This is a genomic window from Campylobacter novaezeelandiae (genome assembly GCF_018968685.1).
GTDB lineage: Bacteria > Campylobacterota > Campylobacteria > Campylobacterales > Campylobacteraceae > Campylobacter_D > Campylobacter_D novaezeelandiae.
Genome location: NZ_CP076657.1, coordinates 1,302,594 through 1,318,550 on the forward strand (window position 1 = coordinate 1,302,594; position 15,957 = coordinate 1,318,550).

Genomic DNA, 15,957 nt, shown 5'->3' on the forward strand with positions numbered 1-15,957 from the left:
TAAGCAAAAATTTAATTAACTTTAGGTTAAAAATCAAAAGTTATAATAAAAGTTTTGATTTACAAAGATTGTTAAATTTAAAAAGGAGAAATAATGATTTTTAAAAAGAATATTCTTCTAATTTTAGGTATTGCAATTTTTATTAGTGCTTGTAATGAAAAAGAAACTCCAAAAATGGCTATGCCAGCACAACCTGTAAGCGCCATGAGTGCTAAAGGCGAAGACTTACCTTTAAAATTTACCTATCCTGCAAAATTAGTAAGTGATTATGATGTAATCATAAAACCTCAAGTAAGCGGGATTATAATTGAAAAATACTTTAAAGCTGGAGATTTTGTAAAAAAAGGTCAAAAACTTTTTTTAATCGAGCCTAATAAATTTGAAGCAAATGTAAATTCTGCTTATGGAAAAGTTTTAACAGCAAAAGCAAATTTTGATAGTGCTTCAAAAGAGTATGAAAGAAATAAAATTTTATTTGAAAAGAAAGCTATTTCACAAAAAGAATACGATACTTCTTTAGCAAATTTTGATAGTGCTAAGGCTAATCTTACAAGTGCAAGAGCGGATTTAGCTAGTGCTAAAATTGATTTAAATTATACTCAAATTATTGCTCCATTTGATGGTGTAATAGGTGATGCGTTAATTAATATAGGAGATTTTGTCAGTGCAAGCACCACAGAGCTTGTTCGTGTTACAAATCTTAATCCAATTTATGCTGATTTTTATATCTCTGATACAGATAAGCTTAATCTTAATCGCAATGTACAAACTGGAAAATGGGAACTTGATAATATTCATGCTATCTTAAATATCAATGGAGAAATCAAACAAGGAAAATTATATTTTATTGATTCTGTAATTGATTCTAAAAGTGGGAGCGTAAAAGCCAAAGCTGTTTTTGATAATAACAACTCTAGTTTGCTTCCAGGATCTTTTGCAAATATTACATCTGAAGGCTTTATCCAAAAAAATGGCTATAAAATTCCTCAAAGTGCTATAATGCAAAACCAAAATGAAATTTATGTTTATACTATAGTTAATAACAAAGTAACCAAAACTCCAGTTCATATAAGTTATCAAGATAATGAATATGCCATTATTAGTTCAGGGCTTAAAGATAATGATAAAGTTATTTTAGATAATTTCAAAAAAATTCGTATAGGCTCTGATGTTCAAGAAGTTGGGAGCAAATAATGTTTTCTAAATTTTTTATAGAAAGACCTATATTTGCCTCTGTAGTCGCTATAATAATTTCAATCGCTGGAGCTATTGGTTTAGTAAATCTACCAGTAGAACAATACCCCTCTTTAACTCCACCAACCGTTCAAGTAAGTGCTACTTATACAGGAGCAGATGCTAGAACTATTGCATCAACAGTTGCAACACCCATTGAAGATGCAATTAATGGTGTAGAAAATATGATTTATATGGATTCTACAAGTTCTCCAGGGCAAATGAGATTAACTGTTTATTTTGATATAGGAACCGATCCAGATCAAGCAACAATTGATGTAAATAATAGAATTTCAGAAGCAACAGCCAAACTTCCAGAAGCTGTAAAAAAACTTGGAGTCACTGTTAGAAAATCTTCTTCTACGATACTTGAGGTACTTTCTGTATATTCAGAAGATGGCTCAATGAGTGATATAGATATTTATAATTATGTTTCTTTAAATATTTTAGATGAACTAAAAAGAGTCCCAGGCGTTGGTAATATCTCTGCAATAGGCGAAAAAGACTATTCGATGAGAATTTGGTTAAAACCTGATTTATTAAATAAATATGGTGTTACTGCAAATGATGTTATAAGTGCAATAAACGATCAAAACGCTCAATATGCTACAGGAAAAATCGGAGAGGAACCTGTAGTTAATAAATCGCCCCAAGTTCTTACTATCACTATGCAAGGAAGACTTCAAACTCCACAAGAATTTGAAAATATTATTTTAAGAGTTAATGAAGATAATTCTTTTTTAAGAATTAAAGATGTGGCACAAGTAGAAATAGGTGCAAAACAATATAATTCTACAGGTCGCTCAGACACAAGTTCAGCTGTTCCAATTATGATTAATTTGCAATCAGGAGCAAATGCTGTAAATACTGCAAAACTTGTTGAAGAAAGAATGCAAGAACTTTCTAAAAATTTTCCAGAAGGTTTAAAATATAGAACTCCTTATGATACAACTATATTTGTTAAAGCTTCTATTAAAGAAGTTATTAAAACTTTCGTTGAAGCTTTAGTATTAGTTCTTATTGTAATGTATCTTTTCTTAAAAAATTTCAGATCGACTATTATTCCTATGATAGCGGTTCCTGTTTCTTTATTAGGAACCTTTGCTGTGCTTTATGTTTTAGGCTTTAGCATCAATCTTTTAACACTTTTTGCTCTTGTTTTAGCAATTGGTATTGTTGTAGATGATGCTATTATTGTTGTTGAAAATATTGATAGAATTTTACATGAAGATCCCAATATTTCAGTTAAAGATGCAGCAATTCAAGCTATGAATGAAGTAAGTTCACCTGTTATTTCTATCGTTCTTGTATTGTGTGCTGTTTTTATACCTGTTTCCTTTATTTCAGGATTTGTAGGAGAAATTCAAAGACAATTTGCTCTCACCTTAGCAATTTCTGTTGCTATTTCAGGATTTGTTGCTCTAACACTTACTCCTTCTTTATCTGCTTTATTTTTAACAAGAAATGAAGGTAAACCTTTTTATTTTGTTCAAAAATTTAATGACTTTTTTGATTGGAGTACTTCTGTATTTAGTAGTGGTGTCGCTTATATACTAAAAAGAACTATTCGTTTTGTTCTTATATTTTTCATTATGATAGGATCTATTTTCTATCTTTATAAAATTGTTCCAAGCTCTTTAGTTCCTTCTGAAGATCAAGGGGTTATTATGAGCATTATCAATCTTCCTTCTGGATCATCTATACATAGAACTATTGAAGAAGTTGATAAAATCAATCAAAATGCTACTCAAATAGAAAGCATTGAATCAAGTGTTTCTCTTGTAGGATTTGATTTATTTACAAGTTCTTTAAAAGAAAATGCTGCGGCAGTATTTTTCAAACTTAAAGATTGGAGTCAAAGAGAAGAAAGTTCTAATCAATTAATCGCACAATTATTTAAACAATATGCAGCAGATAGAAATGCATTAAGTTATTTTTTAAATCCACCACCGATACCAGGCCTTAGTTTGACAGGTGGCTTTGAAATGTATGCCCAAAATAAGAGTGGTAAAGATTATGATGCTATACAGCAAGATGTTAATAAAATGCTTGAACTTGCAAGAACAAGAAAAGAGCTTGCCAATGTAAGAACTACCCTTGATACAAGTTTTCCTCAATATAAACTTCTTATTGATAGAGATAAGATGAAATATTATAATCTTAATATGCAAGATGTTTTTAATACAATCAGTGCAACTATAGGAACATATTATGTTAATGATTTTCCTATGTTGGGTAAAAATTTCCAAGTAAATATTAGAGCTTTAGGAGACTTTAGAAATACTCAAGATGCATTAAAAAATATCTATGTAAGATCAAGCGATAATCAAATGATCCCTTTAAATTCATTCTTAAGTCTTGTAAGAACTGCTGGTCCTGATGATGTAAAAAGATTTAATCTTTTCCCGGCAGCTTTAATTCAAGGAGATCCTGCTCCAGGATATACTTCAGGACAAGCTATTGATGCTATTGCTGAAGTAGCAAAACAAAGTCTAGGAGATGAGTATTCTATCGCTTGGTCGGGATCGGCTTATCAAGAAGTAAGCTCTAAAGGTACTGGAGCTTATGCTTTTGTTTTAGGCATGGTGTTTGTGTTTTTAATCTTAGCAGCACAATATGAAAGATGGTTAATGCCACTTGCTGTTATTACGGCTGTTCCTTTTGCAGTTTTTGGTTCCTTTTTGCTTGTGGCACTTAGAGGATTTGACAATGATATATACTTTCAAACAGGACTTTTGCTTTTAATAGGTCTTTCTGCTAAAAATGCTATTTTAATTATAGAATTTGCAATGGAAGAGCGTTTAAAAAAAGGTAAAAGTATTTTTGAAGCAGCGATTAATGCAGCTAAATTAAGATTTAGACCTATTGTTATGACTTCTTTAGCATTTACTTTTGGAGTTTTACCAATGATCTTTGCTAGTGGTGCAGGAAGTGCTTCAAGACACGCTCTAGGAACTGGACTTGTAGGAGGAATGATTGCCGCTTCAACATTGGCAATATTTTTTGTTCCATTATTTTTCTATCTTTTAGAAAATTTTAATGAATGGCTAGATAAAAAAAGAGGTAAAATAAAATGAATAAATTACTATATCTTTTTATCTTATTTTTTTTTAGTGCTTGCTCTCTAAGCCCTAATTTAAAAATACCTGAAGCAAATTACACTATTGACGATAAACAATTAAATAGTGTAAAAGATAACAATATTTCAAAACAATGGTGGAAAGAGTTTGATGATGAAAATTTAAATAAACTCATAGATTTAGCTCTTAAAAATAATAATGATTTAAAGCTTGCTTTTATTCATATGGAGCAAGCTTCTGCTCAATTAGGTATAGATTTTAGCAGCCTATTACCAAAACTAGATGGAAGTGCCGATGCAAGTCGTGCAAAAACTTCTATAAATGCCCCTAGTAATCAAACAGGTAAAGTTTATTATAGTAATGATTTTAAGATAGGACTAAATTTAAGTTATGAAATCGATTTTTGGGGCAAATATCGTGACACATACCGTGCTTCCAAATCAGGTTTTAAAGCAAGTGAATATGATTATGAAGCAGCAAGACTTTCTGTGATTTCAAGTACGGCTCAAGCTTATTTTAATTTTACAAATGCATATGAAAACGAAAATGCCCTTAAAGACGCTTATGATTCTGCAAAAGAAATTTATAGAATAAATGATGAAAAATTTCAAGCAGGTGCAGTAGGAGAATACGAACTTTCTCAAGCAAAAGCTAATTTAGAAAATATAGCTTTGCAATATAATGAAGCAAAATTAAATAAAGAAAATTACTTAAAAGCTTTAAAAATTTTAACTTCAAATGATTTAAATGATATACTTTACAAAGATCAAGCTTATCAAACTTTTAATCTTAAAGAATTTAATATACCAACTGGAATTTCAAGTACAATTTTACTCCAAAGACCTGATATTGGCTCTTCTTTGGAAAAACTCATTCAACAAAACTATCTTGTTGGAGTAGCTCGCACAGCATTTTTACCAAGCCTTTCTCTAACAGGATTGTTGGGATTTGAAAGTAAAGATTTAGATACTCTTATAAAAGGAGGATCTAAGACTTGGAATATAGGTGGAAATTTTACAATGCCTATTTTTCATTGGGGGGAAATCTATCAAAATATTAATTTAACAAAACTCAATAAAGATGAAGCTTTTATAAATTATCAAAATACTTTAATCACTGCTTTTGGAGAAATTCGCTATGCATTAGCAGCTAGAAAAACCATACGTTTACAATATGATAATGCACAATCAAGCGAACACTCTTATAAAAGAATTTATGAAATTTCCAAAGAACGCTATGATATAGGTGAAATGTCTTTACAAGATTATCTAGAAGCTCGTCAAAACTGGCTCAACGCAAAAATTGCTTTTAATAATACTAAATATTCTTATGCTAATTCTATAGTAAATGTTATTAAAGCTTTTGGAGGAGGTTTTGAGCAAAGTGAAAATATGAGTAAAAATATAGAGAAAGATTCACAAAATTTAGATATGTCTTTTAGAGAATAGTTTTATTCTCTAAAATTTTGAATTTACAATTCTACAAATAGATATTTAGTTTTAAAAAATAATTTTAGAAATATTTTATCAAAACAAGGATAGAATTAAAATCTTTTTATTTAATAATACTTTTTTTGATTAAGAAAGAATAATTTACTGCTAATTAAAAAAAATTTGTTAAATTTTTATTTAATATTTTAGTATTTATAGGAATAACATGAACTTTTTTCAAAATCTTGCTTTAAAATATTCTCATAATATGATGGAAAAATCTTTAAGACAAGGTTTTAATGTCGAACTTTTAAAAACACCAAAAAAAAAGGTTCCACAAGATGGAAAACAATATATGCTATACATGCACATACCATTTTGCCATACTTTTTGTCCTTACTGTAGTTTTCATAAATATTATTATAATGAAAATTTAGCTAAATCTTATTTTGAAAATTTACGAAACGAAATTCAAATTATAAAAGATCAAGGTTTTGATTTCACTTCTTTATACGTTGGAGGAGGAACAACACTCATCAATGAAGAAGAACTTTTAAAAACCTTAGAACTTTGTAAAAAACTTTTCTCTATCAAAGAAATCTCTTGCGAGAGTGATCCAAATCATATAAAAGCTGAAAAATTAACTTTATTTAAAGGTCTTATAGATCGCTTAAGTTGTGGAATACAAAGTTTTGACAATGATATATTAAAAAAAATATCAAGATATAATAAATTTGGATCTTCAGAAGAACTTCAAGAAAAAATATCTAAAGCTTTAGGAATTTTACCTATTTTTAGTATAGATTTAATTTTTAATTTTCCAGGACAGACCAAAGATCAACTTTTAAATGATCTACAAATTGCAAAAAATTTAGCACCTCAACAAATTACAACCTATCCTTTAATGAAATCAAATCTTACCAAAGATAATATTGCTAAAAGTTTAGGTGTAAGCTTTAAAGATAATGAATTTGAATTCTATCAAATAATACGAGAATATTTAAAAAGTTATACTCAAAATAATAGCTGGTCTTTTTCTTTGGAAAAAAATTCCTTAAATGATGAATATGTAAGCTCTCATCATGAATACTTAGGTATAGGCAGTGGAGCATTTAGTTTCCTAGAGGGAGAACTTTTAATCAACGCTTTTAATTTAAATGATTATGCAAGGCTTATCAAAGAAGAACGAAATGCTAATATTGCAAAAGCTTATTTTAATAAAAAAGAAATTATAAAATACGTTTTTCTAACAGAAATTTTTGCAGGAAAAATTGAAATAAATAAATTTAATAAAACATTAAATTGTAATCTTGAAAAAGATCTTTTTGTAGAGCTTTTAGGATTAAAATTGAGTAAAGCTATTTACAAAGAAAATGATTCTTTTTATAGTACTGATTTTGGTAAATATCTTTTTGTTGTTTTAATGAAAGATTTTTACACTGGAATGGATCTTGTACGTGCAGTCTTTAGAGATGATAAACGATTAAAAAATAAAAATTTTATTGATGTAATGAAAGAGAATGTAGATCCCTTAAATTCCATTGATATGGAATTTAAATCAGGGCAATAAAATTAAAAAGGACGTAAAACTATCATCCATGCAATTATAATAAACATAATGGTTGGAAATTCATTATAAATTCTAAAATACTTTCCACTTTTTTTAGAGGTGCCATTTGCTAAAGCTTTTAGACAAAAATAATTATGTATATGAAAAATGATTAAAAGAGTTACACAAGTAAGCTTTACATGCATATATCCAGAACCAACCATTAAAACTTCTTTATGAGCATGCAACATTAAGCTTCCGCTAATTAAAGTTACTATCATAGCAGGGGTTTGAATAGCAAAATAAAGTTTTCTCTCCTGAATTTTCACAACTTCAACAAAACCTTGATTTTGATTATTCTCAGCATGATATACAAAAAGCCTTGGCAAGTAAAAAAGACCAGCCATCCAAGAAACAAATGCTAAATAATGCACCCATTTTATCCAAAGATAATATTCATTAATCCATTCTGTCATTTTCTTCCTTCTTTCTTTATAAAAATTTCTTGTATTAAAATTAAAAATACTCCTAAATTAATCATTACATCTGCTATATTAAAAATAGCAAATTCAAACCATTTATGCCAAAAAAACATATCAACAACGCCTCCGTGAACAAAACGGTCAAATAAATTTGAACTTCCTGCGCCTAGTATCATACCAAAGGCAATAAGATGTTTTTTTAAAAAAATTTTCTGATTAAAAAGATAAATAAATAAAATAATAATAACAATAAGATGTATATATTTAAGATAATGCTCTAAAAAACTAAACATAGAAAAGGCTACACCAGTATTTAAAGCAAAAGTAAGATCTAAATATTCGCTTTGATAGCGTAGTCCATTTAAAATTAAATATTTAAACCATTGATCAAAAATAAAAACTATAACAAAACTAAACCAAAATAAAATTTGGTATTTTATTTTATCAATCATTTAATGCTTTCTTAAAAAATGCAACAACATTTTTCATTTCTTTTTCTAAAATTTTTCCCTCTTTAGCTTCTAAAAGCAAGCGTATAAGATTTTCAGTGCCAGAATATCTAAATAAAGCATTAATATTTTTATTTTTTAATTCCTTAATAAGCTCTTTTAAGCCTTTTATTTTTTCTAAATCTTTTTTCTCTGAAATTTTTAAATTTACTAAAAGCTGCGGATAAGGTTTTATCTGTCCTAAAATCACACTAGCAGCTTTTTTCTTAGTAAGCATTAAAGCACTAAATTGCAAAGCTGCAATAAGCCCATCTCCTGTTTTGGCATAGTCACTAAAGATAATATGCCCACTTTGTTCTCCACCAAAATTTCCTTTCAATTCTTTTAGTTTTTCAAGAACAAATTTATCTCCAACATTACAAGTTTGAAAATCTATACCATTTTTATTTAAAAATTCTTTCAAAGCTCCATTGCTCATTGAAGTTGCAACTACACTTGATTTTAATTTATTTTGCTCTTTAAGGTATAAGGCCAAAACTCCCAATAAACTATCACCATTGGCTACCTCGCCTTTTTCATCAACCACAACTAAACGATCAGCATCTCCATCAAAAGCAAAACCCACATCAGCTCTTAATCTTTTTACTTCATCAGCCAAATTGAAAGGATGCAATGCTCCGCAATTTTCATTTATATTTAAACCATTTGGCTTATCATTAATCACAATAACTTCAGCACCAAGCTCCTTAAATACAGTTGGAGCAACCTTATAAGAAGCTCCATTAGCAACATCTAAAATAACACGTAATGATTTTAAAGTTAAATTTTTAGGAAAAGAATTTTTAATAGAAACGATATAGCGACCAATTACATCATCAATCCTTTTAGCTTGACCTATCTCACCCATAGTAACTCTTGCATTTTCGATTAAATCATTATTAAAATATATCTCTTCTATTTTCTTTTCCGCTTCTTCATTTAGTTTATTACCATATGAATCAAAAAATTTAATACCGTTATCATAGTAAGGATTATGAGAAGCTGAAATCATTATTCCTGCATCACAGCGCATATCCTCAGTTAAAAAAGCTATAGCAGGTGTTGGCATAGGTCCAATTTGTATTACATTATATCCTATAGAAGTAAGACCAGAAACTATAGCATTTTCAATCATATAACCACTTCTTCTAGTATCTTTCCCTACTAAAATATTGTTAGTAAGACTTTTATCTTTAAAATAAATTCCAGCAGCCATTGCTAAACGCATTGCTAAAAATGAATCTAAAAAACTTCCTGCTTTTCCTCTAACGCCATCTGTTCCAAAAAGTTCCATTTTAAACCTTAACAATAAAATTTAAAATAATTATAACAAATCGAAAATTAAGAATATTAAATAAAAACCCTTATAAAAAGGGTTTTTTAATTAAAGTTGTGGTTTTGGAGTTTTACCAGTAGAAACTGGAAATTGAGGATAAGTAATTTTTGGTTTTTCACCTGTTAAAGAATGTAAAAACATTTCTATACTTTTTGCTTCTTGATCTGTGATTTTAATTCCAAGTTGAACACTACCCATTTCCTTTATAGCATCTTGCAACGACCAAATAGCCCCATTATGAAAATAAGGAGCAGTTTCTGCTATATTTCTTAAGGTTGGAGTTTTAACCATACCATTAGCATCACCTTTAAAATCTCCAATGTCTGCAAATTTATATTTAGCGGCAACTTGGAAAGGTTGCATACTTCCACCTAAATTTACACCTGTATGACATGCAACACAGCCTTTATCAAGGAACAATTTAAGACCTTTTTTTTCTTTATCATTTAAAGCATTTTCATCTCCATCTAAAAATTTATCAAAACGAGAAGGAGTAATAAGAGTTCTTTCAAAATTTGCAATAGCATCAGCAATATTGTCAAAATTTACACCACTTTTTCCATAAATCTTTTTAAACTCTTCTACATACTCAGGCAAAGAAGAAATTTTTTCTACAGCAAGTTTCGAAGGAGTTGCCATTTCGGCTTCTGATTCAATAGGTCCTTTAGCTTGATCTGCTAGAGTTTTAGCTCTACCATCCCAAAACTGAGTTGTATTTAAAACAGAATTATAAACAGTTGGAGAATTTAAATGATGAGGATTAGCAGTCCATCTATGCCCAATAGCAGTAGAAACACCATCTGTTCCACCTAGACCTAAATTATGACAAGTATTACAAGAAATTATACTACTTTTAGAAAGCCTAGGATCAAAATAAAGTTTTTTACCAAGCTCTGATTTTTCTATACTAAATGGACTTGCTTTAACGCCATTTTGTTTTAAAATATCATCAACTTCTTTTTGATTTTTTGGTAAAGAAGCCAGACCTGATTGCTTAGCCTCATCAACTAAACTTAAAGCACCTAAATTCGCAGAATAAAAAACACCACAAACTAAAATAATAAATGGTAATTTAATTTTCATTAAAAACTCCTTGATATTTTTAAATAAAAACAAAATATTAATCTTTTAATACTTAATTAATAATAAAAATTACTAAAAAAATTAATAATTAATTAATAGTATTTTTATCTTATTTGATTTGTTTATTTTTTTTATTTATAATTTTAAAAATAAATTTTTAAGGCTTATATGGAAAATCTAATTATTTATCTAATTTCTTATCTTTTAGGATCAATTCCGTTTGGTTTTGTTCTTGCTAAATTATTTGCTAATGTCAACATCAAAGAACAAGGTTCAAAAAGCATAGGTGCAACTAATGTCTTAAGAGTAGTAAAAAAGGATAATCCTAAATTAGCAAAAAAATTAGCAATTATAACCATTATTTTAGATTTTTCTAAATCTGCACTATTGCTTTTAGCATTAAAAGCTTTAAATTATGATATAGGACTACTTTGGAGTGTTGCTGTTTTAACAGCATTTGGACACTGTTTTTCAATTTACTTATTTTTTGAAGGTGGGAAAGGAGTTGCTACTGGAGCTGGTGCTATGATGGTGCTTTTGCCTTTAGAAACTTTGACTGCCTTAGCTGTTTGGTTGATTATAGGAAAGATATTTAAAATATCATCTTTAGCTTCTTTATTGGCTTTGTTAAGTTTTATAGGAAGTTCTTTTATATACCATTATAATATGCCAGAAATTCAAACCCATGCACCTGTATTTATTATCACTTTTATTATATTTTATAAACATTTACCAAATATTAAAAGATTGTTTTTAAAAGAAGAATGCAAGATTATATAATAAATATTAAAACAGAATTTAAATGTATTATTGGCGTTTTGGCTTTTGAACGTAAAAAAAAACAAAAGGTGATAGTAAAATTAAAAGCAAAATCTCATGAATTTTTAGATTATTCTATACTTACAAAAAAAATAAAAAAATATTATAAAAAAAATAAATTCTATACTATAGAAGAATCTTTAGAATTTGTAAGTGCTAAACTAAAAGAAAAAATTCCGTCTTTAATTTTTTTAAAAATTTCTGTTTTTAAGCCTAAAATCATTAAAAAAACCAAAGCTGGAGTAATTTTTAAAAAAAAATATTAATATTTTTTTAAGTTATTTGAATATTTACTTAAGCTATGTTATAATTTTTTAAATTTTTCTTATGAGAAGGATAATATAATGAGAATTTTAGTAATAGAAGATGAAATAAATTTAAATAAAAGTATTATAGATAATCTTAATAGCTTTGGTTATCAAACTGACTCTTCTGAAAATTTTAAAGACGGAGAATATTTTATTGGAATTAGACATTATGACTTAGTTTTAGCAAGCTGGAATCTTCCAGATGGAGATGGAGCTGATCTTATAAATATCATAAAACAAAAATCCCCAAGAACTTCAATTATTATTATGTCTTCAAAAACAGATAAAGAAACTGAAATTAAAGTTTTAAAAGCAGGTGCGGATGATTTTGTTAAGAAAAATATAGATTTTGATATATTAATGGCAAGAATTGAAGCAAGATTAAGACTTGGTGGAACCAATGTAATAAAAATTGAAGAATTAACCATAGATCCTGATGAAGAAAAGATAACTTATAAGGGGCAAGATATAGAGCTTAAAGGAAAACCTTTTGAAGTTTTAACTCATTTAGCTAGACATTCAGATCAAATTGTTTCTAAAGAGCAATTACTTGATGCTATCTGGGAAGAACCTGAACTTGTTACACCAAATGTAATTGAAGTAGCAATTAATCAAATTCGTCAAAAAATGGATAAACCATTAAATATTTCTACTATCGAAACTGTACGTCGTAGAGGATATCGTTTTTGTTTTCCTAAAAAATCTTAATTTTTTGCATAATGGCAAAAAATTTCTTAATTTTATTACTTAAAATTTTATATTATATTTAAGTTTTATTATTGTATAAAACAAAAAATATATCTGAAAGGTGCAATTAAAATGTCTCTTTTAATAACCAAAGATTGCGTTTGTTGTGATGCTTGTAGAGAAGAATGTCCTGATAATGCTATCTATGAAAATAGCCCTATCTATGTTATAGATCCTGATCTTTGTTCAGAATGTGTAAATGATTTTTCAGAGCCAGCTTGTATCGTTGCTTGTCCTTATGAATGTATTATTCCAGATCCAGATAATGTTGAAAGTATAGAAGAATTACGTCTAAAAAATAAACGTAGAGAGCATTAATGGCCAAAAGGACTGCTGTTGTTGATTTGGGTTCTAATTCAATTAGAATGGTTATTTTTGAAAAAACTTCACGATATGGATTTTATACTACTCATGAATTTAAAAGAAAAGTCCGTTTAGGAGAGAATTCCTATAATAATAAAAAAATTTTACAAAAAGAAGCTATGCAAAGAGCTGAAGAAACTTTAAGTTTTTTTAAACAATGTGCACTCAAAAATAAATGTAAGAAAATTTTTATAGTCGGCACTTCTGCTCTAAGAGACGCCCCTAATTCAAAAGAGTTTATAAAAAGAATAAAAAATAAACTTCAATTAAACATCCGTTGTATTGATGGAAAAAATGAATCCTATTTAGGAGGGTTAGCTGCCTTAAATTTATTAAGCACTTTTAAAGATGGAACAACCTTAGATATAGGCGGGGGTTCAAGTGAGCTTTGTTTAATTAAAAATAGAAAAATTATTGACTGCATTTCACTTGATATAGGAACAGTTAGACTAAAAGAGCTTTTTAATAAAAATACAAAAAAATTAGATGAATTTTTGGAATCTACCTTAAAACTTATTCCCGAAACATTTTGTAATAGTAATCTTATAGCCATTGGAGGAAGTTTAAGAGCCATTTCAAGTTCTATTATGCAAAAAAATTCTTATCCCTTAAAGAATTTACATGATTTTAGATACAATTTTGAAGATGAAAAAGATTATATCTTTAAAATTTTAAATACTGATATTAATTCTCTCATTGATTTTGGTATTAAAAAAGATCGTTTTGATACCATTAAAGAAGGCGCTTTGATTTTTTTAAAAATTGCTCAAAAAATCAAAGCTAAACAAATTATAACAAGTGGTGTTGGGATTAGAGAAGGTATATATTTACAAGATCTATTAAGACCATTAAAATATTTTCCAAATAATTTTAATCCTAGTCTAAAATCTTTACAAGATAGATTTTTAACCAATAACACCAAAAGCAAAACATCACAGTATGCTTTGCAAATTTTTGATACACTCAAAGAATCGCATAATCTTAACATATACTATAAAAATATCTTAATAGTTGCTTCAAAACTTTGTCATATTGGAGAATATTTGAATTTTTATTTTGCAAACGAGCATTCAGCAAATTTTATCTTAGGTGGTTTAAACTATGGCTTTTCGCATAAAGAAAAAGTTCTCATTGCTACCATTATTAAATTAAATGGAAAAAAAGCTATTCCATATAATTTAGAACATTTTAAACAGCTTTTGCCAAATTCTCAAATTATAACTTGGCTAGGATTTATGTTAACGCTTGCAAAAACATTAAGTTTTAGTGAAGAAAAAATTAATTTTTCTTTTTATAAAGATACACTTTATATTTACAATGAAAATCAAAAACTTAATTTATCTAAAGATGAAATCAAAAAGATTACCAAACCTAGTAATATAAATATAAGCATAAATCAAATGCCTTGATTATTTTTTCTTTTCTCATTAATTAAATTTTGAATTTTTCTCTTATTTTCTTCAAAAAAAGAATTAAAATTTTTATCATTGGAATCTTTTTGTATCTTATCATCTGAAATTTCAGTACTTTCTAAAAGAAGATTGGATTGTCCTATAATCATTACATAGCGTTTTAAATTATATTCTAAAATCATAAATTGGTTATTTCTATCCAAAGGTTTTTGAAAAATAATACTAAAATTTTTTATATTTACATTTTTTCTATTAAGCATATTTTTTTTCAACCATAAAAGAGCAATCAATAAAACTATCAAAACCAATATAATTAAAATATAATTGGTATAATTATATTCTTGTGGCATATTTTCTTTAGTTTTAAAGAGATTTTCAGAACTTAAATTTGGTTTTGGTGATAATCCTTCAGTATTAGTATTGCTTTGATTTAAAGGGGTAATTCTGACTCTAATTCCAAATTTATCATTAATAGAGCTAACATTTAAATTGATTTCTTCTTTATTATGAAACATAATATATGTTTTATTATTTTTTGAACTAATTACGATTTTATCCATAAATTTAGACTGAAGATTTTTTACTTCATTTTTAGAATATTTAAGATCATTAAAAATAAGTTCTAATATTTTTTTTTCTTTTCTTTGAGAAATATTACCCTTATAAACGCTATCAAAAGAAAGCATCAAATCAACTCTATCATTTCTATTATAAATGTTATAATCAGTTAAATTAGTAGCAACCAGTGGAATTAAAAAACAAAAAAAGATAAATAAAATTCTCATTAAATTTCTTTTTTAAAATATTGTAAAACAGTTTTAGAATCTAAAATCTCATTTATCCTTATGGCAAGATTTTTCTCATATACCATAACTTCACCTTTTCCAAAAATTCTTTTATTAATATAAAGTTCAACACTTTCTCCTGCTGGTTTTTCAAGATCTATAACAGAACCTACTTCTAGTTTTAAAAGCTCATTAACACTCATATTAGTTGTTCCAAGCTCGCTAACAAAATCAACCGTAATATCTAAAATATCTTCATAAGAATGAAGCAAGCCATGATAGTTACCAAATTCAATTTCATCATTCATGATTATTAAAACCTATTTTAAAATAATGATTATTTAATTTATATACTAAAAATTCATCAAGTTTAACGCTTGAAGGATTAGTTTTTCCAAGATATTTTGGAATTCCAAGCTTATATTCATCTTTTCCCAATGCATCGTTGAGTGATTTTTTCATATGTCCTATAATTTGATTAGTGCATTCTTTAGTAAGATCTTGCCAATCATTTTCATTTAAATCTTCATCTGGCATTAATATATTAGCAATTTCTTTTAAAATTGGTTGAGAAAAAAATAAATAAAAAATATTTTCTATTTCATGCTTTTTAATAGAAATAGAAGTTGCATAAAATTCATCTTTTCTTATATTTTTCATTTTTTTAATATGCATTTTTAAAATATGATTATAAAAATGAGTAGTTGAATGCCCAAGAATATCTAACATAATCTATACCTCAAAAATAAATTTATCTTTAATTATAATACAAAAAATATTTAAAATTCTTAATTATTGTTAAAGAATTTATTTTAATTTTATAAAAAAAATATTTTAATTTG

The 15,957-nt window shown here is 27.3% G+C and carries 16 protein-coding genes; 9 read left to right on the forward strand and 7 right to left on the reverse strand.

Annotated elements, in window-relative coordinates:
• Window positions 1-90: 90 nt before the first annotated feature.
• The 4 genes from CNZW441b_RS06620 to CNZW441b_RS06635 all read left to right on the forward strand — a co-directional run bounded on the left by CNZW441b_RS06620 (window position 91) and on the right by CNZW441b_RS06635 (window position 7,313).
• Window positions 91-1,194: an efflux RND transporter periplasmic adaptor subunit gene (locus CNZW441b_RS06620; protein WP_131165649.1), complete on the forward strand. Its 1,104-nt coding sequence runs from the start codon at window positions 91-93 to the stop codon at window positions 1,192-1,194.
• The gene (locus CNZW441b_RS06625; protein ID WP_216681345.1) at window positions 1,194-4,310 is read left to right on the forward strand and encodes an efflux RND transporter permease subunit; all 3,117 of its coding nucleotides are present in this window, start codon (window positions 1,194-1,196) and stop codon (window positions 4,308-4,310) included. The genes CNZW441b_RS06620 and CNZW441b_RS06625 overlap by 1 nt, the downstream gene beginning before the upstream one ends.
• Entirely contained in the window at window positions 4,307-5,761 is a 1,455-nt protein-coding gene (gene cmeC, locus CNZW441b_RS06630; protein WP_216681346.1) for a multidrug efflux transporter outer membrane subunit CmeC, read from the forward strand. Before CNZW441b_RS06625 ends, cmeC begins: the two co-directional genes overlap by 4 nt.
• Window positions 5,762-5,969: 208 nt before the next feature.
• A complete protein-coding gene (locus CNZW441b_RS06635; RefSeq protein ID WP_131163818.1) occupies window positions 5,970-7,313 on the forward strand; it encodes a coproporphyrinogen III oxidase family protein in 1,344 nt (447 codons plus the stop codon).
• A gap of 2 nt (window positions 7,314-7,315) precedes the next feature.
• Here the strand turns inward: CNZW441b_RS06635 and hemJ are convergent, their stop codons facing one another.
• From hemJ to CNZW441b_RS06655, 4 genes are all read right to left on the reverse strand, one after another.
• Window positions 7,316-7,768, reverse strand: coding sequence for a protoporphyrinogen oxidase HemJ (hemJ, locus tag CNZW441b_RS06640; RefSeq protein WP_131163817.1), 453 nt, complete (start codon window positions 7,766-7,768; stop codon window positions 7,316-7,318).
• Window positions 7,765-8,226, reverse strand: coding sequence for a signal peptidase II (lspA, locus tag CNZW441b_RS06645; protein WP_131163816.1), 462 nt, complete (start codon window positions 8,224-8,226; stop codon window positions 7,765-7,767). The genes hemJ and lspA overlap by 4 nt, the downstream gene beginning before the upstream one ends.
• Entirely contained in the window at window positions 8,219-9,556 is a 1,338-nt protein-coding gene (glmM, locus tag CNZW441b_RS06650) for a phosphoglucosamine mutase (RefSeq protein WP_131163815.1), read from the reverse strand. Before glmM ends, lspA begins: the two co-directional genes overlap by 8 nt.
• A gap of 90 nt (window positions 9,557-9,646) precedes the next feature.
• Window positions 9,647-10,681 carry a cytochrome-c peroxidase gene (locus CNZW441b_RS06655; protein ID WP_131163814.1) on the reverse strand — a complete coding sequence of 345 codons (1,035 nt, stop codon included), beginning with the start codon at window positions 10,679-10,681 and terminating at the stop codon, window positions 9,647-9,649.
• 168 nt (window positions 10,682-10,849) lie between these two features.
• On the opposite strand from CNZW441b_RS06655, the gene plsY reads away from it, so the two are divergent.
• The 5 genes from plsY (at window position 10,850) to CNZW441b_RS06680 (ending at window position 14,327) form a co-directional block, all read left to right on the forward strand.
• On the forward strand, window positions 10,850-11,461 hold the full coding sequence (plsY, locus tag CNZW441b_RS06660) for a glycerol-3-phosphate 1-O-acyltransferase PlsY (protein ID WP_216681347.1): 612 nt from the start codon (window positions 10,850-10,852) through the stop codon (window positions 11,459-11,461).
• The gene (locus CNZW441b_RS06665; protein ID WP_216681348.1) at window positions 11,446-11,766 is read left to right on the forward strand and encodes a dihydroneopterin aldolase; all 321 of its coding nucleotides are present in this window, start codon (window positions 11,446-11,448) and stop codon (window positions 11,764-11,766) included. Before plsY ends, CNZW441b_RS06665 begins: the two co-directional genes overlap by 16 nt.
• Before the next feature lie 78 nt (window positions 11,767-11,844).
• Window positions 11,845-12,516, forward strand: coding sequence for a homeostatic response regulator transcription factor HsrA (gene hsrA / locus CNZW441b_RS06670; protein WP_131163811.1), 672 nt, complete (start codon window positions 11,845-11,847; stop codon window positions 12,514-12,516).
• 111 nt (window positions 12,517-12,627) lie between these two features.
• The gene (locus CNZW441b_RS06675; RefSeq protein WP_131163810.1) at window positions 12,628-12,873 is read left to right on the forward strand and encodes a YfhL family 4Fe-4S dicluster ferredoxin; all 246 of its coding nucleotides are present in this window, start codon (window positions 12,628-12,630) and stop codon (window positions 12,871-12,873) included.
• Complete coding sequence (locus tag CNZW441b_RS06680; protein ID WP_131163809.1) at window positions 12,873-14,327, forward strand: Ppx/GppA phosphatase family protein; 1,455 nt, start codon at window positions 12,873-12,875, stop codon at window positions 14,325-14,327. Before CNZW441b_RS06675 ends, CNZW441b_RS06680 begins: the two co-directional genes overlap by 1 nt.
• On the opposite strand, the gene CNZW441b_RS06685 is transcribed toward CNZW441b_RS06680, so the two are convergent.
• From CNZW441b_RS06685 to CNZW441b_RS06695, 3 genes are read right to left on the reverse strand one after another with little or no spacing between them, the layout of a single operon-like run.
• Entirely contained in the window at window positions 14,315-15,115 is an 801-nt protein-coding gene (locus CNZW441b_RS06685; RefSeq protein WP_131163808.1) for a hypothetical protein, read from the reverse strand. The two genes, CNZW441b_RS06680 and CNZW441b_RS06685, sit on opposite strands and share 13 nt — an antisense overlap.
• Complete coding sequence (fliN, locus tag CNZW441b_RS06690) at window positions 15,115-15,423, reverse strand: flagellar motor switch protein FliN (RefSeq protein ID WP_131163807.1); 309 nt, start codon at window positions 15,421-15,423, stop codon at window positions 15,115-15,117. The genes CNZW441b_RS06685 and fliN overlap by 1 nt, the downstream gene beginning before the upstream one ends.
• Window positions 15,416-15,844, reverse strand: a complete 429-nt coding sequence (locus CNZW441b_RS06695) for a chemotaxis protein CheX (protein ID WP_131163806.1) — start codon at window positions 15,842-15,844, stop codon at window positions 15,416-15,418. Before CNZW441b_RS06695 ends, fliN begins: the two co-directional genes overlap by 8 nt.
• Window positions 15,845-15,957: the final 113 nt, after the last annotated feature.